Annotated in this window: 17 protein-coding genes and 1 pseudogene; 16 read left to right on the top strand and 2 right to left on the bottom strand. The window is 42.5% G+C overall.

All coding sequences use genetic code 11. The features are described from left to right. Positions 1–4: 4 nt before the first annotated feature. From ACXAH2_RS04130 to ACXAH2_RS04085, 10 genes are all read left to right on the top strand, one after another. Entirely contained in the window at positions 5–1,066 is a 1,062-nt protein-coding gene (locus tag ACXAH2_RS04130; protein WP_475076900.1) for a DUF2333 family protein, read from the top strand. A gap of 27 nt (positions 1,067–1,093) precedes the next feature. After that, the gene (locus ACXAH2_RS04125; protein WP_475076899.1) at positions 1,094–1,639 is read left to right on the top strand and encodes an N-acetyltransferase family protein; all 546 of its coding nucleotides are present in this window, start codon (positions 1,094–1,096) and stop codon (positions 1,637–1,639) included. Further along, positions 1,636–1,842 (top strand): DUF4250 domain-containing protein, encoded by a 207-nt coding sequence (locus ACXAH2_RS04120; protein ID WP_475076898.1) that lies wholly within the window; start codon positions 1,636–1,638, stop codon positions 1,840–1,842. The genes ACXAH2_RS04125 and ACXAH2_RS04120 overlap by 4 nt, the downstream gene beginning before the upstream one ends. A gap of 780 nt (positions 1,843–2,622) precedes the next feature. Continuing rightward, the gene (locus tag ACXAH2_RS04115) at positions 2,623–3,207 is read left to right on the top strand and encodes a hypothetical protein (RefSeq protein WP_475076897.1); all 585 of its coding nucleotides are present in this window, start codon (positions 2,623–2,625) and stop codon (positions 3,205–3,207) included. Between the two features lie 78 nt (positions 3,208–3,285). Beyond that, the gene (locus ACXAH2_RS04110; protein WP_475076896.1) at positions 3,286–4,722 is read left to right on the top strand and encodes an SEFIR domain-containing protein; all 1,437 of its coding nucleotides are present in this window, start codon (positions 3,286–3,288) and stop codon (positions 4,720–4,722) included. An 83-nt stretch (positions 4,723–4,805) separates the two neighbouring features. Continuing rightward, positions 4,806–5,348, top strand: a complete 543-nt coding sequence (locus ACXAH2_RS04105) for a DUF1697 domain-containing protein (RefSeq protein WP_475076895.1) — start codon at positions 4,806–4,808, stop codon at positions 5,346–5,348. 80 nt (positions 5,349–5,428) lie between these two features. Beyond that, on the top strand, positions 5,429–5,971 hold the full coding sequence (locus ACXAH2_RS04100) for a RipA family octameric membrane protein (RefSeq protein WP_475076894.1): 543 nt from the start codon (positions 5,429–5,431) through the stop codon (positions 5,969–5,971). Positions 5,972–6,696: 725 nt separating this feature from the next. Continuing rightward, a complete protein-coding gene (locus ACXAH2_RS04095; RefSeq protein ID WP_475076893.1) occupies positions 6,697–8,703 on the top strand; it encodes a pesticin C-terminus-like muramidase in 2,007 nt (668 codons plus the stop codon). Then, the gene (locus ACXAH2_RS04090) at positions 8,700–9,044 is read left to right on the top strand and encodes a hypothetical protein (protein ID WP_475076892.1); all 345 of its coding nucleotides are present in this window, start codon (positions 8,700–8,702) and stop codon (positions 9,042–9,044) included. The genes ACXAH2_RS04095 and ACXAH2_RS04090 overlap by 4 nt, the downstream gene beginning before the upstream one ends. A gap of 797 nt (positions 9,045–9,841) precedes the next feature. Then, positions 9,842–11,818, top strand: a complete 1,977-nt coding sequence (locus ACXAH2_RS04085; RefSeq protein WP_475076891.1) for a methyl-accepting chemotaxis protein — start codon at positions 9,842–9,844, stop codon at positions 11,816–11,818. Between the two features lie 90 nt (positions 11,819–11,908). Here ACXAH2_RS04085 and ACXAH2_RS04080 read toward each other — a convergent pair. Continuing rightward, positions 11,909–12,055 (bottom strand): annotated as a pseudogene (locus ACXAH2_RS04080) (IS481 family transposase); the annotation flags it as partial. 90 nt (positions 12,056–12,145) lie between these two features. On the opposite strand from ACXAH2_RS04080, the gene ACXAH2_RS04075 reads away from it, so the two are divergent. The 3 genes from ACXAH2_RS04075 (at position 12,146) to ACXAH2_RS04065 (ending at position 14,141) form a co-directional block, all read left to right on the top strand. Then, the gene (locus tag ACXAH2_RS04075; RefSeq protein ID WP_475076890.1) at positions 12,146–12,550 is read left to right on the top strand and encodes a DUF1801 domain-containing protein; all 405 of its coding nucleotides are present in this window, start codon (positions 12,146–12,148) and stop codon (positions 12,548–12,550) included. A gap of 106 nt (positions 12,551–12,656) precedes the next feature. Next, positions 12,657–13,271 carry a DJ-1/PfpI family protein gene (locus ACXAH2_RS04070; RefSeq protein ID WP_475076889.1) on the top strand — a complete coding sequence of 205 codons (615 nt, stop codon included), beginning with the start codon at positions 12,657–12,659 and terminating at the stop codon, positions 13,269–13,271. 117 nt (positions 13,272–13,388) lie between these two features. Then, the gene (locus ACXAH2_RS04065; protein WP_475076888.1) at positions 13,389–14,141 is read left to right on the top strand and encodes an AAA family ATPase; all 753 of its coding nucleotides are present in this window, start codon (positions 13,389–13,391) and stop codon (positions 14,139–14,141) included. A gap of 67 nt (positions 14,142–14,208) precedes the next feature. On the opposite strand, the gene ACXAH2_RS04060 is transcribed toward ACXAH2_RS04065, so the two are convergent. Continuing rightward, positions 14,209–16,044, bottom strand: a complete 1,836-nt coding sequence (locus ACXAH2_RS04060; RefSeq protein ID WP_475076887.1) for an ABC transporter ATP-binding protein — start codon at positions 16,042–16,044, stop codon at positions 14,209–14,211. A 190-nt stretch (positions 16,045–16,234) separates the two neighbouring features. Between ACXAH2_RS04060 and ACXAH2_RS04055 the strand changes: the two genes are divergently transcribed. From ACXAH2_RS04055 to ACXAH2_RS04045, 3 genes are read left to right on the top strand one after another with little or no spacing between them, the layout of a single operon-like run. Beyond that, complete coding sequence (locus tag ACXAH2_RS04055) at positions 16,235–16,624, top strand: hypothetical protein (protein ID WP_475076886.1); 390 nt, start codon at positions 16,235–16,237, stop codon at positions 16,622–16,624. A gap of 30 nt (positions 16,625–16,654) precedes the next feature. Beyond that, entirely contained in the window at positions 16,655–17,302 is a 648-nt protein-coding gene (locus ACXAH2_RS04050; protein ID WP_475076885.1) for an RNA polymerase sigma factor, read from the top strand. Beyond that, positions 17,292–17,681, top strand: coding sequence for a VOC family protein (locus ACXAH2_RS04045; RefSeq protein WP_475076884.1), 390 nt, complete (start codon positions 17,292–17,294; stop codon positions 17,679–17,681). The genes ACXAH2_RS04050 and ACXAH2_RS04045 overlap by 11 nt, the downstream gene beginning before the upstream one ends. The last annotated feature ends 230 nt before the right edge of the window (positions 17,682–17,911 follow it).

Genomic DNA, 17,911 nt, shown 5'->3' with positions numbered 1-17,911 from the left:
AAAGATGTCTTGGTTAAAAGCGAAATGGCAGGCTTTGCAAGAGCGTTTGAACTTCTCCGCTATCGGCACCGGTATTGGTAAAGTGGTTGCTATCGTCCTTTTGGTATTGGCAATATTGCTGAGTTTTTTGGGCATGTATTGGAGTAACGAGCCAGAACAATTTGACGTGGTGGCCAGCGCCAAAGACATGGCCGCAGAACGTGGCTACCTAAACAACAGCAAAAAACTCGTAGTGGGTTACACCACGGGCAGCACGTTACACACCTTAGTCGACACCTTATTGGAAAAACCGGGCGGTTTTATTAGTAACGATGTGATGCCACCGGGTGTTTTCATGGACAACATGCCTGCATGGGAATTTGGCGTCTTAGTGCAAGCAAGGGATTTGGCCCGCGCTTTCCGCAAAGAATTTAGCCGTTCCCAGTCGCAATCCACCGAAGACGTGAATCTAAAAATCGCCGAACCACAATTTAACTTTGATAATCACAGTTGGGCTTTGCCTTCCAGTGAAAGTGAATATCGCCGTGGTAACCAAGAGCTGCAAGAATACCTTGATCGTCTAGCAGGGCAGGGCAATAACAAAGCCAACTTTTACGCTCGTGCGGATAATTTATCTGATTGGTTATCCGATGTCAGTACGCGTTTGGGTAGCTTGTCACAGCGCTTGTCGGCCAGCGTCGCCAACGTACGTGAAAACACGGATCTTGCGGGTGACAGCAGCGCGCGCCAAAGCAACGATTCGGGGGCATACCAATACGTCAAAACCCCGTGGTCAAAAGTCGACGATGTATTCTACGAAGCGCGCGGCGCGAGCTGGGCCTTGATCCACATTCTTCGCGCTATCGAAGTGGATTTTGTGTTTACCCTGCAAGACAAAAATGCCTTGGTGAGCCTACGCCAGATCATACGTGAACTGGAAGCCACACAAACCAGCATTTGGTCGCCTTTCATCCTTAATGGCAGCGGCTTTGGTGTGTTGGCAAACCACTCCTTGGTCATGGCGTCATACATTTCGCGCGCCAACACCGCCATCATCGACTTGCGCCGCTTGCTGGAACAAGGCTAACCGCCAATAGCATAAGGAAGAACAGAAGTGGCTTTAAACTGTCAGGTACGACTTGCTAAGTTTGAAGACGCTTCTGCCATGCTTGAGATCTTGCGCGCTTGCGATCAACACTCCTTTTCTACCAAGCGCCATGCCAATATCTGCTTACTGGACGTGATGGATTGGCTGGAAAGTATGACAGATTCCCACCCCATACTCATTGCCGAACAAGACCAACAAATACTCGCCTGGTGTTCATTAGAACCTTTTTATGGCCTACCAGCATTTGATCAAGCGGCAGAAGTAAGCTTATACGTGCTGCCTGATTGGCAAGGCATTGGCGTTGGCAAAGCCTTATTGGAAGCCCTACTAGACGAAAGATCGCAGATCGGATTTGTCCATCTAGTGGCCTACATTTACGCTTCTAATAGCAATAGCCTGAACTTTTTCGCCGCCAATGGCTTTGAGCAATGGGGCAAACTGCCCAACATCGCCCGCAGCGCCCACGGCATCGAAGACGTTTACCTGCTTGGTCGCGAATTCCATCCTTTGTCAGACAAGCATCTGCACCAAGAGGAGAACGAGAGCCAATGAACCTGACCAAGCAAAACATCGCCACCATGGACATCAACATGCTGTTTAGCATCATCAACCTCAAACTGCGCAATGATTATTCCAGTCTCTCGTCATTGTGCGCCAGCTTTGAAATTGAGGAACAAAAGCTCATTGAACGCCTCAAAAGCGGTGGGTTTCACTTTGAAACCAAAGAGAATCAGTTTAAGAGGGATTCCCTCTAGCTTCCGCTCTTTGCTCGTGTTCCTGAGGTTATTTTGGATTCCTCTCATTGTTTTTGGTTGGGGAGCTTCATTCCGCCCTGCTAGGCGGGTAACTTTTGCCAAACGATGCAAAAGTAACCAAAAAATCTTTTGAGTCCTTTCGCACATTCAGGAACGTGTCGAGGATTGACTCATGAAGCGAATTATCTCTTTTTACGTTTAAAGCGTTTCATATCTGACAAAATCTCATGTTCCTTCCCCTTATGTCTTCAAGGGGAAGGTGAGGATGGGGTTAGCCCGGCAACCTCACATCAACGAAGAGTAAACTACAAAATGTAGGTATGATAAGCGAAGCGCCATCAGACATTAAACTTCTCGTTTTCACCAATTTATACCTTGGTTAAAAAATAAAATTTTCTTGTTGGCAAAATCCAAAACGCTGTTCTAACATGAAATGCAAGTAAGGGATGTACAAATGAATTGAGAAGGAGTTTTCCAGCCTAATTGATACTCACATCCTATTTTTATAAAACGAACCTCAATTTTTGCTGCTTTAAAGAGTGACAACAAGATAGTTAAGACCGTGACTTGGAAATTCTGGGACTAACATCGTTTCGTTGAAAACGCCAAAATGATTAGAACCAAGTCGGCGCCATTTTGAGTTAGTAAAGCATCAGGGATAAAAGCTAAAAAGGCTTTACTAAAAATCCGAATAGATGGCTGCAAAACTACTCTTGTTAAAGCTTGATTTTGCTTGCAAAAATCGGGGTGTCCATAGATGTTATGTTCAAGGAATGAAAGTTGAGTAAAGCAAAAACCGAATTAGAAAAAACTTCCAATGAAGACGAGAAATCAGTTTCGAATCGACAGTACGAAGATTTCTGTGAGTTTGTAAATGAATTTAAGGAAGAAAGTGATAGGGCTGCGGTGGTTTTAGGAGCATCAAAACTAGACCAAATGTTAGGCTTGGTTTTAGAACGCTTTTTACTACCCTGTCCTAATAGTACAGATCAGCTTTTTGCCAATAATGGTCCACTAGGCACGTTTAGCGCAAAAATCGATCTATGTCATAGGCTCGGCCTTATTGACTCAGAATTTTGTAAGGCCATACATTTAGTTAGAAGAATAAGGAACAGTTTTGCTCATGAAGTATATGGAGCAAGTTTAAACAACGGTTCTCATAAAGATAGGATAAAGTCCTTATATGCGCCAATCAAAAATGCTAGTGGTGTTTCTTGGCTCAGGGAACAGTTTTTTGATGGTGTAGATGATTCGAGAGCAGACTTTTGTACTACATTGGGATTGATGGTTGCTCGATTGGATGGTCTGGTTGAAAAACTCGAACCAATATCAATGGATAACATGCAACCCCTGCTACCACCTTAACATAACAAACAAAGTAAGGCGGACGCATAAATGCGCCGCTTCTTTGGGCGTTATGCCTCATTAAGGATTTACGTATAAATGGAAAACCCTAAGTTATTTATTTCTTATAGTTGGTCTAACCCAACACACGAGCAGTGGGTAATCGATTTAGCTAATGAGCTAACTGAATCTGGTGTGCATGTAATTCTTGATAAGTGGGATTTAAAGGAAGGCCATGATTCTGTCACGTTCATGGAAAAAATGGTTACAGACCCACAAATATCTAAAGTAGCAATCATATGTGACGAAGTATACGCTTCAAAAGCGGATGGCCGATCTGGTGGCGTCGGCACTGAGACACAAATCATTTCGCGTGAGGTATATGAAAATCAGGAGCAAGGAAAATTCGTAGCCATAATTCCTGAAAGAGACTCACAAGGTAATGCTTACTTACCCACATATTATAAATCACGAATATATATAGATTTAAGCGAACCCGATAACTATTCAGATAACTTTGAAAAGTTATTACGTTGGATATATGACAAGCCTCTCTATACGAGACCAGAGATAGGTAAACGGCCGTCATTTTTGGATGAATCCGATGGGATATCTCTAGGAACAACTGCTACTCAAAAAAGGGCTATCTCAGCTATCAAGGAAAATAAGCCATTTGCGTCTGGTGCAATGGATGAGTATTTATCCACTTTTGTAAGCAATCTTGAGAAGTTCAGGATTGCTGAAAAAGAGGGGGAGTTTGACGATCAAGTTATTGATAATATAGAGAAGTTCATTCCATATAGAAACGAAGCAATTTCGCTATTTATTGCAATCGCACAATATGCACCAACAGAAGAAAATGTATTAAAGATCCATCGTTTTTTTGAATCCTTAATCCCTTATATGCACAGGCCAGAAAACGTTAATAGTTGGAGTGAGTGGGACTTTGATAATTTTAAATTCATTATTCACGAACTTTTTCTATATGCGATTGCTATTTTCACGAAACATGAAAGATTTACAGAGGTTAATCTGCTGTTGACGCAACAGTACTATGTTGCAGGTAGATCCGATTATGGAAAAGAGACAATGGTCGGATATGAGTCTTTCCGAGAATATTTGCGATCCTTAAAGCATAGAAATGATAGGTTGAAGTTAAGACGTTTATCCTTGCATGCAGATTTACTTGAGCAAAGGAGTAAGTATTCTGGCATAGAGTTCCGTTACCTAATGCAAGCTGACTTTATATTGTTTATGAGAGCAGAGGTGCAGCAAGCTGACTTTTATGCACGTTGGTTTCCAGATACATTGCTTTATGTCGGTCGTTTTCACAGTGCATTTGAAGTATTTGCGAGGTCTTCATCTAGGTCATATTTTGAAAAAGTTAAATGCATTCTCGGCATAGACAAACCTTCAGACTTAAGTGAACTGATGGAGGCCTACAAAACTGATCGCCAAAGATTGCCAAGATGGGAGTTTGATTCATTTAGCCCTTCAGTACTTCTTGGCTATGAACAATTGGCAACAAAGGCATAATAAGTTGCTGCACTCGGAAAAATTGCTCGCTACGCTCTTAATTCTCCGGTGAGCAAGGCGTTATGCTTTAAGGAGAGTTTAGTTTGAAATTTTTAGCTCTTTTACGAGGTATCAATGTTGGAGGTAAAAATGTTATCTCGAAGGAAGACTTACGCCAGCTATTTGAAGATCTAGGCTTTGAAAGTGTTCGAACATACATCCAAAGTGGCAATATCCTTTTTAAAAGCAGCGAAAAAAGTCCAAAAAAACTAGCAAAGAGCATAGAAGAAGAGTTATCAAAGCGATTTTCCTATGATGCTCGTGCTGTTGTTTTATCTCACAATCAATATAAATCTGCGGTGAAGTCAGCATCAGAGAACTGGGGTAAAAATGATCAGCAAAAGCATAATGCACTATTTTTGCTTGGCGATAATACGCCAAAAAAAATATTCAAAGAACTGCCGCAGCAAAAGCCTGAAATTGAGAGTATTGAGCTTGGAAAAAATATAATCTTTTGGTCTGTATCAAACAAAAATCTAACTAAAACATCGTATATGAAGCTAGCCAGTTTGCCAGTCTATCAAGAGGTCACTATCAGAAATCATAATACCGTTTTTAGATTATTGCAGTTGTTTGATGAAATATAGAAAAAGCATAACAAGGCGCTCAAGCAAGGACGCGCTAACGCGCGCCGCTTAGCTTGGCGTTATGAGTAATGGAGGCTCTAGTGTCTGAAGATAAAATGAAACTCAAAAAATATGATGTTGCTTTGGCTACACGTAATTTTGAGATTGAACTATTCTGGAAACGTTCAGTATTTTTTTGGGGGTTTATTGCTTCGGCGTTTGTCGGCTATGCCACCGTTGCAAAAGATAGTCCAGTACTTGCTTTTGCACTCGCTTGTTTCGGTTTTGTCTGCTCTATCGCTTGGAGTCTCGTTAATCGAGGTAGCAAATATTGGCAAGAAAACTGGGAATCAATTGTCGCTAACATAGAAGACGAAATAACAGGTGAATTGTTTAAATATCGCTCGTCCCAACAGAAAAAAGGTACTTGGCTTACTTCAAGACAGTTTTCTGTAAGTAAAGTTACGATAGCTTTAAGTGACTTCACGTGTCTTATTTGGTTTGCTTTTATGATGTATCACTTAATCAAGCAAGTGCAGCTCTCTTTATGCTTGCAAGGTAGTTTATTAGTGGTTAGCTTCTTTTTTCTAACGATTATATTTGTCATTTTTATGGTGGTATTTGGTCGTTCGAGTGATGCGTAATTACTCATAACAAAGCATTTAAGAGTGATTCGCAACGCTTGGCGCTTTCGCTTCGCTCAAGTATAGCCAAGCGCTACTCACACCTTAATGCGGGCGTTAAGTGTCAAAGGAGTTCAAATAACTAGGGTCAGAGTTAAATTAAATTTAATTTAACTCTGACCCTAGTTATTTCTAGTTATTTCGAGAGGTCAATAAGGCTATAGATTAATATCATGAAAAAGTTGTCGGCTCAAAAATTTAACAAGGCCAAGCAGCATAACGCATTTCGTACGCTGGACCTTGCTTTGCTCGGCCGCTATTGGCAGTGTTAGAGCATAAAAAAATATCAATCTGAAAAGAGATCAAGTTAAACCTCTGTAGCGAAAATTTAGCACCAAGGCCAGTGGTGTTTATCATCACTTTGGTAGCAATGAGGATCTGACTAAAATAAAAAAACATCTCGAACCAACGCACACATAACAAATAAAAACCAATTAAAAGGAAAGACAAATCCCCTTCATCTGATACCCAAGTACTTGTTATCGTGATAAGTTAATTCTTTGCTTCAATTTTAAGGAAGAAATGATGCTAAGAAAGTAAAGGTTCTATTTGCCCACTGTCTCTGTTTGTATTCTGGTGGGCCCAGAAGTGAATATTGGCGCGGAAAGCTATGAAGCGGAAGCACTTGCCGATATGATTACCACCAGTGACTTCAGTTTTTCAGGTTAGTGATAAGGATGTTGTGAATGAAGTTTATTTATCCCGTACCTAAACCGAATGGCCTCGTTTATGAAGATGGCAATGCGTTTCAGACTCAACTTCAGCAAGAGGTGGCCGGACAATATGGTTACAATCCGGGGAATTCCTCATGGCACGGTGGTATGCATTTTTCATTGAACAATGCCGCACATTGTCAGAAAGACCATCCTGTTATCGCCATCGCCGATGGTAAAATCGTGGCTTACCGCATCAATAATACTTATTCAACCTCGACATTTCGTGGTCTCGAATTGCCCTATTCAGGGGACTTTTGTTTGGTACAGCATGTGTTTTCCTATAAGGAAGGGGAGCAAGAGAAACACTTTGATTTCTACTCCCTGTACATGCATTTGGCCCCTTCTACGGAAGAAAACTTATCCGATCTTGTGGAAAATTTTCAGCTGCCAAACTGGCTTTATACTGAAAAAACCGCCGAAGTGACCTCGACGAATGGCTTGCGTTGCCGTACCGATAGCCTGGGGGAAGCTGGTTTTGCGGTTAGCAAAGAACAGACCTTTCGCTACGATCCCAGACGGCTGAAAAGCAAAGTGTTTGGTGACAAAACGAGACACTTTGCTCGTTGTACCCTAGATCCCGCATTGAACTATGGTGGCAGTAGCATCACAGAGACGTGGCTGTGTGTGGACGATGACTTGGTCAAAACCATCGATGCAAACACTGTCACAGAAGGGGCTCTGGTAGAGTTAAGTGGCGCAGACCAAATTGACATCAAAGGCGGCGATGCCATTGGCTACCTTGGGCAATTTCATATACCGACACAAATTGAAGCCGACACGCCGGTTGTCGATCCTCGTTACCAGATTCACTTTGAGCTGTTTTCCAAAGAAGAACCGCCAGAGGCGTTTTTAAAGCGATTTTTTGGTAGTGCTAACCTTGATAAATTGAAAAAAGTGGAGGGCGATGGTTCGGATGGCTACCTGAACCTTGAAGAACCCAATGACTTCTTTAAAGCCTTCCATCAAGCCGTGACCTTAGATGAAAGCGATGTGCCGGGCACTGAGATTGCTAAGAATCTCTCCAAGTGGGACAGTGCTCAATACATGTACCATAAACACGCCAGCGAGTGGTACGACACAGCGCCGGAAAAAGAATCCATTTGGGAGACTTTGCTCGGCAAATTCACCAGCCCACATTTTGCTGAACTGATCGAACACGAAAAAGAGCGAGTGGATAACCTGGTGTGGATGCAAGACGCCAGTGGCTTAGGCTTGCCAAAGGAGGTGTGGAATTGGTGGCCGATTCATACCTTTGATGATGAAATGGATGAAAAGTGGCTCACTGTGCCTAATGGGCAACTTACTTTTGATTCAGAAGGAACGGATGTGGAATCCAGCTTCATGTTTACCCGCAAGCCTCATGTGCCGAATAATGCTGGCAAGGTGATTGAGGATTCCGGTATTACGATTGGTCGTGGTTTCGACATAGGGAATAGGCTTGCCGCTGAGGTTGAGCAGTACTTCAATGCCGCCGCCATGAATTGTAAGCCAATCAGTCCCAAATTATTGGATTGGCTTAAAAAGGGAGCGGGTAAAACAAAACAGGCGGCTTATGATTACTGGCTAACCCTAGACACTGAAGTACCAAAAGAAGAGCAAGAAATTACGCGAAAAATGCAGCATTACCTGTTCCTTGAATTGTATGCATATTATGAACAAGAAGCGAAACGATTAACCACCAAACTGGATGTCAGAAATGACTACATCAATGGGGCAGAGCTTGATTGGGATGCATTGAGTGTGAAGGTTAGGGAAGTGATCACCGATCTTCGTTATGTAGGGCATTATACCGGTTCAGATGATAAGCGAGGGAATACAAGGAAGAAGATTGTACCAGCGATTTATAAGGATTTGCAGGAAGGTTTGAGTGGTGTTAGATCGAATTTTTATAGAGTTATGAGAGATAACTTGTTATGGCAAAATAAATTTGGTGTTGATGATAATCGATTTAGAAAAAGACAAAAGGAACTGGAATGAAAGTAGTTTTATGGTTAGTTTTATTAATTCCTGTTGTAGTTTATGCAGATGATATAAGTAACTACAAGTTTTATGCTAATAATGATTCATATGTGGCATATGTAAAAAAATCTGATCATTGTATTTATGGTGGATATATAAAAGATAACAATGTTCATAAGTATTGCGAAATAAAGAACATTAATAGCAATTTAGAAGAAACTTATCCTTCAATTTATGTTAGTAGGTTTTCTCTATTTGGATCTTATCTAGATGTTGTTATCGCAGCTCCATGGAGTGAGCAAAAGTGTAGAGTTGATCTTTTAGATAATGCCATATCTTGCGAACCCACAGGGAGATGATTAATTAAGTTTGATAAGCCTAATTTTTAGTTTTTGTATTTTAAATATTAAACATTTCTTAAAAAATTTAGAAAACTAACAAAAAGGATTTTTTAATAGAAGCAAGTGAAAAAAATTGAAGGCGATGGTTCGGATGGGTATTGAGGGAAAACACGGACAAGTCTTCTGAGCTTCAGTCTTGTCTAAGAAACGGGTAATTAGGGAAAAATCAGTCTGCGCAGTGAGTCATCACCTTGTTCAATCACACTTAGTAAGCGGGAGCCGTTTCTGCGCAAGACCTTAAGGCGCGGTCTAAACACTTCCTATTCTTTGTTAAGTTCTTTGCCAATATGTTCATATTGGACGGCGAAACTTGCCTTGAATAAGAAAGGAACTGTTTAATTAAGAAAAGCTCACGCTGATCCCTACATGGATGTAGGGGATTAGAACAAGGCAGGAGCCGTTGTCGTAGCCAGTGGACTCATCCTCACTTTCCCTAATCTTGATTTTCCCTAGTTATTATAATTTCACTCTTACCCTACTGACCCTAGTTATTTTGATAATATCTTTGAGTTTTCTAAACGCGCATGCGCACTATTTAAATATTATGTTTCACTATGGAGATTAAAGTGACAGGTTCTAATATACCTTTTCAAACAATAGATTGGGCAAACGTTCCAACAGAACATCTAGGTATCTTTTTTATACGGCTATTTGAAGAAAAAATCTTGAAATCAACTATATTTATGTTGAAGTATGCTGTTATTTTTTTAAAAAATATAATGGTTTTTATTTAGGCATTTCGATAAGGGACAGTTATGAGTTTTAAGAAATCACTCTATTTAGGCTTTGGTTTTGTATTGGTACTCATGTTGGTGGTCGGTGTAACGTCATTCAAAGTAATAGAGAGAGCTGCATCTGGGTTCACTGAATATCGTGCTTTAGCGAGGACTACCAACATTACTGGTCGTATACAAGCAAATATTTTGTTGATGAGAATGAATGTTAAAAATTTTATTATCAGCTCAAAGGACGCTGATAAGAAGGCTTTTCAACTGTATTTCGATAAAACTGAAGGGTTTATCGAGCAAGCGAAGAAGTACGTTAAAAGTCCTGAGCGTTATGCTCTTATTACAGCTATAGACGGGCTGATCTTGGAATATAGCGAAGGAGTAAAAACTGTCTCAGAATACAAAAATCAGCGAAGTGAATATGTAGACCAAATTTTAAATGTTAAAGGTCCGTTGATTGAAAAAGCATTAACGAGAATTCTTATTACAGCTAAAGAAGATGAAGATATGGAGGCTGCTTATGCAGCTTCTCTCGCAACGAGAAACTTATTGCTGGCGAGATTATATGCTGCAAAGTTCTTAGAACATAACCAAATCGACGCTGTAGAGCGTGTTAATTCTGAGTTTAAAAATATGTCCGCGCAGCTAATAGAATTAGATAAGGTTCTGCAAAACCCTGAGAGGCGGACTTTATTGAAGCAAGTAAATAGCGACGTTTCTCTATATCAGGAAACCTTTTCTAAGCTAGTTACGGTTATTACAAAACGTAACGCTGTTATTAGAGACAAACTTGATCGTATTGGCCCTGATGTTGCGGCTCAAATAGAAGGAATCAAGCTCTCTGTTAAAAAACAGCAGGACACATTAGGGCCTCAATTACAAAGTAGCAATACTTCCGGAAAAATATTGATCGGTGTCCTTGTAGTCATAGCGATTGTCGTTGGTGTATTTGTTGCCATGATCATTACCCGAATTACACTTCGTAAGTTGGGAGGGGAGCCTAGGTATGTGTCTGAGGTTGTTCGCAAAGTTTCAGTGGGTGAACTCAATGTATCGCTACCTAATAATAATGAAGCACCAGATAGTTTGTATGCTTCGGTGCGGAAGATGGTTTCTACTCTTAAGGAAAAGGCGGATTTTGCACAAAAAATCGCATCGGGTGACTTGTCATCGACATTGGAATTGGCATCAGAGAAAGACACCTTGGGTACGTCTCTAGGGGAAATGCAAGTACAGCTCAAGCATATTTTGCAAGAGGTACAAAGCTCCAGCGATCTTATTTCTTCCGGAAGTACGCAAATGACAGAAGCGAATCAATCACTTGCCGTCGGTACGAACCAGCAGAAAGATAGTTTGGAGCTAATATCAGCTCAACTAAACGACTTATCTTTACAAACACAAGAGAATGCAAAAAATGCGGTCGAAGCCAACAAATTAACTGGAAATGCTCAAAGTGCGGTTTCGGAAGGGCAATCTCATATGCAGGAAATGATTAATGCAATGAATGAGATTAAGAACTCAAGCGAAAGTATATCTGAGTTTATAAAAACAATAGATGAAATAGCCGAACAAACAAATCTGTTAGCCTTGAATGCTGCGATTGAGGCAGCGCGAGCGGGCGAGCAAGGGCGTGGTTTTGCCGTTGTAGCGGATGAGGTTCGCAGTCTAGCCTCACGAAGTACACAAGCTGCGGAGGAGACAAACAAATTGATTCAAACTTCTCAATATAACACGATCAATGGTGTTCAGATTGCTGAAAACACTGCTACATCTTTAGAAAAGGTATTTGATAGCATCGAAAATACATCAACGCTCGTAGCTAAAATTGCGCATGCAAGCGAAGAACAAGCTGAAAGGGTAAATAATGCGCATCGGAGTATTACTGATATTGATCAGGTTGTGCTAAAAAATGCGGCCGCATCAACTCAAAGTGTGGCTGTTTCAGAAGAACTCACAGCGCAAACCGTATTAATGAAAAAAGTAATGGAACGGTTTACGTTCTAGAGAAACTACGATTAAGTGTAGTAGTCCAGACTTGATCTGACAGTTACCCATTTTTCAACCGGTGACTGTCAGTCTAGATTTAAATTAAATTCATTTCGCCCAAATCGATTTCCCATCAAGCAATGTTTCCAATGGCGTTCTGCCACAACATTTTTTGCCCTGACGAGTTTTGTCATTATTATAGTAAATCATCCATTCGTCCAGATCCCTGTGTAGGTCTTCTAACGAGCTATACAGGTTTTAATAATTGGGGGCAGAGTAAAATGAAACACAGTGTTACTCTGACTCAACTTCCCCTAACTCCTATCCCAAAAAAAGGACGGGTTCATGAATCGGCAAGTTGAAGAAAAGTTCGCGAGTTACCCTGACCATGTTCAGTCGTTAATGCGTCAGCTCAGAGCCCTGGTTTTGGATACGGCTAATGACCTGGCCTTGGGTGAGGTTGAAGAGTCTTTAAAATGGGGCGAGCCGACGTATTCTGTTAAAACGGGCAGTCCTATTCGCATGGATTGGAAAGATAAAAGCCCGGATCACTACTGTCTATTTTTTCATTGTCAGACGACACTCGTGGCGACCTTTCGTGAATTGTATTCGGATATTTTGGTGTTTGAGGGAAATAGAGCTATTGTATTGGCTGTTTCTGAAAATTTGCCTGTGCAGGCGGTAAGGCATTGTCTTCAACTGGCTTTGCAATATAAGCTCATCAAGCACATGCCGATGCTCGGAGTTTAATTAGAAGGGAACCGCTAACCATACCTTCAAGCTTGAAGCGGGAATGGTTTACCCGCCAAAAACGCGAGCATTTGCTTTTATTTAGTTAATTTAGAGGAAGTGATACATGAAAATCGCCATACTTACTTTCGAGGGGTTCAATGAACTGGATTCATTTATCGCCTCTGGAATTCTTAATCGCATGAAAGGTTCAGGCTGGGAGGTCCAAATCACCAGCCCTTCTAAAGAGGTAACCTCGATGAATGGCGTAAAGATTACCGCTCAACAACCTTTAGAGTTTGCCACGCATGCCGATGTAGTGCTTGTTGGTAGCGGTATCTACACTCGAGATATTGCCAAAGATAGCAGCATTTTAAGTCGACTTAATCTGAATCCATCGAAACAATTAATTTGCGCGCAATGTTCGGGAACCTTATTGCTTTCCGCTTTGGGAATGCTAAATGGTTTACCTGCTTGTACGGATTTGACTACTAAACCTTGGGTAATTGAGTCAGGCGTTAATGTGTTAAACCAGCCGTTTTTTGCTGAAGGTAATATTGCAACGGCGGGTGGCTGTATGGCATCGCAATATCTGGCGACTTGGATCATTGCCAAGCTCGCAGGGAATGCTGCAGCGGAGGCAGCCATTCATTATGTCGCGCCTGTTGGAGAGAAAGAATCCGCAGTAGCACATAGTATGTCCGTCGTTACTCCATATATAGAAACCTCGAACGTCGCTTAGTGAATCAAATTTAAAGCGCTTGGGGTCTTCTGATTAGCAGAGCGCCGCTAACCATCAATTAAAGGGGGGCGGCGTTTTGCGTTGTAAATACCGCTTTTTTCCAAAGGGACTATCACAATGGACGCATTGCCGTATTTGAAAGAAATATCTCTCAAAAGGGATTTCATTGAATCGTTTGATGCCTATCCATTTTGCATTCCTGCCGTTAAGGAGCTTGATTCCATTGAGTTTGGTAAGGAAGTCACTATCTTTGTCGGAGAAAATGGCTCCGGCAAGTCGACATTACTTGAGGCTATTGCGGTTGGGCTTGGTTTCAATGCTGAGGGTGGTTCAAAGAATTTTAGTTTCGGCACGCGTCATACACACTCAAGTCTTCACAGCTACATTCGTTTATCAAAATCCTTTAAACAATATCGGGATGGGTTCTTTCTACGTGCCGAGAGTTTTTACAATGTTGCCACTAACATCGATGAATTAGACGAAGCCCCAAGTTTTGGGCCGCCTATCAAAAACTCGTATGGGGGCATTTCTTTGCATGAGCAGTCCCATGGTGAATCCTTTTTGGCTCTCATGGTAGAGAGGTTTGGCGGACAAGGACTCTATTTGCTGGACGAACCTGAGGCTGCCTTGTCGCCGACCAGACAACTGGCGGTTTTAAGTAGGATGCACCAGCTCATTAAAGCTGAATCTCAGTTTATAATGGCGACTCATTCCCCCATATTAATGGCGTACCCCGGTGCGATTATTTATCAAATAGACAGCTCAGGAATATACCCCATAAATTACAAGGATACGGAGCATTACGAGGTGACTAGAGCATTTCTGGAGAACCCAGAGCCGATGTTTAAAGAGTTATTTCGTGATGACTAAAGAATCTAACCTGTTGTAATAACTTTTAACTCGATTATTGAATCTTTTCTGATTAGTGATATTTCCTTTAGCGATAGCCCTGTGCTTGTAAGGAAAATAAGTGAGCATATTGACCCTGTTGGTCAAGTAGGGCTTCATGGGTTCCGCGTTCTTTGATTTGACCTTGACCCATGACGATGATCTCGTGGGCGAGGCGAACCGTAGAGAAACGATGGGATATTAAAATCGCCATCTTGTCTTTAGTGTGTTGTTGGAAGTGCTGGAATATATTGGCCTCTGCTTGGGCATCCATGGCTGCTGTGGGTTCATCGAGAACCAGTATGTCGGCTTCTTTGCGCATGAAGGCGCGAGCTAGGGCGACTTTTTGCCATTGGCCACCTGACAGTTCTTGTCCGTCTTTAAACCAGCGGCCTAGTTGCGTGTGATAGCCGCTTTCTAATTGGTCGATAAAGTCGGTGGCTTTGCCAAGTTCAGCGGCTTTCTGCCAGCCTGTTTGATCGTTGAAACGGTCATTGTCGCCAGCCCCTATGTTTTCACCGACAATGAATTGATAGCGTACGAAGTCTTGGAATATCACACCAACCCGTTTTAGCAGGGTCGTTTCGTCCCATTCAAGCAAATCTAAGCCATCGAGCAAAATTCGCCCTTCAGTCGGGTTATAAAGACGAGTAAGTAGCTTAATTAAGGTGGTTTTCCCTGAACCATTTTCACCGACAATGGCGAGGCTATGTCCGGGTCTAATATGCAGGTTGATTGCGGATAGGGCGGGTTTTGTACTACCTGGGTATTGAAAGCTGACATTCTCGAAGCGAATGCCATCGTTGGGCTTTGGGCCGATCAATAAGCCTTGTTGCGATGATGGGGTTTCTTGTTCCAAATATTCATACAAGTTAGACAGGTAAAGATTGTCTTCGTACATGCCGCTAATCGAGGTTAACGAAGCGGATACCGAGCCTTGCCCTTGTTTGAACAGCAACAGGTACATGGTCATCTGCCCCAATGTAATGGCACCGATAATGGTGTCACTGACAATCCAGCCGTAAGCACCGTAGAACACCAAAGTGCTGATGATGCCGAGGGCGAATCCCCAGCTTTCACGTCGTAAAATTAAACGCTTACTTTCTTTGAATAGCTTAAGAAAAATTTTTGTGTAACGCTGTAAGAAACGCTCGCCTAATTGGTAGAGACGTACTTCTTTAATGTTGTCTTCCCTAGATAACAGGGTTTCCAGATAATTTTGCTGACGAACCTCTGGTGAGCGCCAGCGGAACATAATGAAGGCATCTCCTGAGAATTTGGCTTCAGCCACAAAAGCGGGTAATGCGCCGAGCACTAATAACCCCAAGGCCCAAGGAGAGAATTGCCATAATAAAATGGCAAAGCTTGTAAGAGAGATGGCGTTTTGGATCAGAGCGAAAGTTTTTTTGACCAGCGCGAGTGGACGACTAGAGGCTTCGCGACGGGCGCGAACCAGCTTGTCGTAAAATTCGGAATCCTCAAAGTGTGAAAGTGTTAATGTCTGGGCTTTTTCCAGAATTAACATGTTGACCTTGTGCCCTAGTAAACCTTGCAATATAGCTTGTTGAGCCGTGATCGAGCGTTGCGCAGCGGCAATGATTAAAACCAAAATGCCCTCAACGACAACATAGTTAAGTGCGGTTTGATAATGCAGAATTTGATCTTGCTGGTACATTGCCATGGCGGCGACCACCGCATCGACAATTAATTGCCCCACATAGGCCATAGCGGCAGGGACAGCACCCGCAATCAAGGTGGCTATTGCCAAACCAATGGTTAGCGCTGGAGAGGTTTGCCACACTAATTCAATAGCACGACGACTATAGCGAAACACACCTAGCATGTTTTTGTCGATGGCATTTTTAGGTGTGGCAGCGGGCTTCATTGTTTGTCCTAGCGTTAATGAGTGCCTATATTATAAGGTATTTTTTGTGGCTTTTAGGCATGAACATCATTGTCCCTTAGCCCTAAACTTAATAATTAGCGTCAGAGTAAAATTGAAAAACAGTCCGAACCAACGCACAGATAAGGAATAAAGACCATTGTTATGTCATCACCCGAAAGGAGTTTCTCTAATGTCATCCATTGAAAACAACATCAAATGGATCATGCTGGTTGCGGGGGCAATGACCTGCACTATGGTAGTTGCGTTGGTTTCCCCGCAAATGGCGCTAATGCAAACCTTCGGTCAGACAGTGGATCATCCTTTGGCTGAGCTGGTGGTGCGCAGTTGGGGCGCGCTTATCACCTTGGTTGGGGCCATGCTGGTCTTCGCTGCTTTTCGGCCAGTACATCGTGAATTGGTTCTCATAGTTGCCACCGTGAGCAAGCTAATCTTCATTGGCTTGGTGGTGTCGCTTGGTGATCAATACCTTGAAAACGCTATGTTGACGATTGCCTTCGACAGTGTCGTTGCTTTGATCTTCTTAGTCTACTTAGTTGGCAATGGGAAGCAACAGGCATAGGTTATGATCATTTGAGGAGTGTGATACAGCATGCACAATAGCCAAGCCTATTATACTCAGCTGCTTCATTATGCTCGCAAAGTGGCTCGACGGGTTGATGAAGCAGAGGATCTTCTGCAGGCTATTCTTCTCGCGGCGGTTGAGGCGGGGCGCACGGATTTATCTTCCAGTGAAAATCGCCGTTGGTTATTTGGTGCTTTAAAAAAACGTGCTGCGTTTGATGCGCGATCTGCAATGCGACGACAAAAGCGCGAAGCTTCTTCTACTCTTTTCTTTGAATCCCAAATTGATCGTCAGGTGCCACTGGACGAATTTGTTGATAGATTGCCACCCAGTCTTAGAACAACGGCCTTGCTGGCATTAGCTGGACATACCAGGGCTGAGGTTACTTGGTTGTTGCGTGTATCCGATGCGACATTGCGACAGCGTATTGTGCAAATTAAGCGACGTTGGCAACAATTTGATGGGCGGCATGCCTTCGGCCTGTCGAATTTAAAAGGGCAGTTGGCCTTTGGGCAAATCCGGCAAGCCTTGTTGCACATGTCTCGTCATCATGACGCCATATTGGCCAGTCACGATCCTGATGGACATCTTTTTATGGTGAGCTCACAAACTCGTCTGCCACGGCAACATAAGGCTGTACTAATCATTAAAGAAGGACGAAAACATGTTTACTAAGAGTAAAATTGGCGCCATTTGTTATTACATCAGCGATGTGGATAGAACGGAGGTGTTTTACCGAGACGTTCTTGGGCTCGATGTGCAGCGAATGAGCGAAGGGGACGGGAGTGACGATTGGCTGTTAGCCAAAACCGCAAATGAAATAGAGCTGCTGTTTTTTAAACAAGAGTCGCGACCAGGAAACTCGCCTATTATTGTGTTTGACCTTCCAGATGGTGGGATTGACGACACAGTCAATGCCCTGTCTGAAAAGGGGGTGACGATTGTGACGCCAGTAAGCCACGCACCGGGTGGCTGGTCGGCAGAAATTGCCGACCCTGACAATCATCAAATATCCATGTATCAATCGGATGCGCTGCCACGTAAAGCACAATAGAGTGTTTGGCTGAGAAGTAACGTCATTACCTAATAAAAAAGCTTAAGAAAATTAAGCCAAAGAAAACCGAGCTAAGCGCTCGGTTTTTTTATCAGGTTAGGTGAGAGGTTGTTTTAAATACCGCCCGAAAAATAATAGGGTATTAAAGAAGCTTACTTTACAACAAGGCTAATAAAAGCTTAGTCATAAACAGAAACCAGCAAAAATCCTAATGAATTAAGCATTACCCA

The organism is Marinomonas sp. ABL3_031 (assembly GCF_056161265.1).
Note: the sequence above shows the minus strand (reverse complement) of the source record. Positions and strands in the feature narration are given on the sequence as shown.

Coding starts and splice junctions, on each gene's coding strand:
- ACXAH2_RS04130 (WP_475076900.1), top strand. CDS start 5: ATGTCTTGGTTAAAAGCGAAATGGCAGGCTTTGCAAGAGCGTTTGAAC.
- ACXAH2_RS04120 (WP_475076898.1), top strand. CDS start 1,636: ATGAACCTGACCAAGCAAAACATCGCCACCATGGACATCAACATGCTG.
- ACXAH2_RS04110 (WP_475076896.1), top strand. CDS start 3,286: ATGGAAAACCCTAAGTTATTTATTTCTTATAGTTGGTCTAACCCAACA.
- ACXAH2_RS04095 (WP_475076893.1), top strand. CDS start 6,697: ATGAAGTTTATTTATCCCGTACCTAAACCGAATGGCCTCGTTTATGAA.
- ACXAH2_RS04090 (WP_475076892.1), top strand. CDS start 8,700: ATGAAAGTAGTTTTATGGTTAGTTTTATTAATTCCTGTTGTAGTTTAT.
- ACXAH2_RS04085 (WP_475076891.1), top strand. CDS start 9,842: ATGAGTTTTAAGAAATCACTCTATTTAGGCTTTGGTTTTGTATTGGTA.
- ACXAH2_RS04075 (WP_475076890.1), top strand. CDS start 12,146: ATGAATCGGCAAGTTGAAGAAAAGTTCGCGAGTTACCCTGACCATGTT.
- ACXAH2_RS04070 (WP_475076889.1), top strand. CDS start 12,657: ATGAAAATCGCCATACTTACTTTCGAGGGGTTCAATGAACTGGATTCA.
- ACXAH2_RS04065 (WP_475076888.1), top strand. CDS start 13,389: ATGGACGCATTGCCGTATTTGAAAGAAATATCTCTCAAAAGGGATTTC.
- ACXAH2_RS04060 (WP_475076887.1), bottom strand. CDS start 16,044: ATGAAGCCCGCTGCCACACCTAAAAATGCCATCGACAAAAACATGCTA.
- ACXAH2_RS04055 (WP_475076886.1), top strand. CDS start 16,235: ATGTCATCCATTGAAAACAACATCAAATGGATCATGCTGGTTGCGGGG.
- ACXAH2_RS04050 (WP_475076885.1), top strand. CDS start 16,655: ATGCACAATAGCCAAGCCTATTATACTCAGCTGCTTCATTATGCTCGC.
- ACXAH2_RS04045 (WP_475076884.1), top strand. CDS start 17,292: ATGTTTACTAAGAGTAAAATTGGCGCCATTTGTTATTACATCAGCGAT.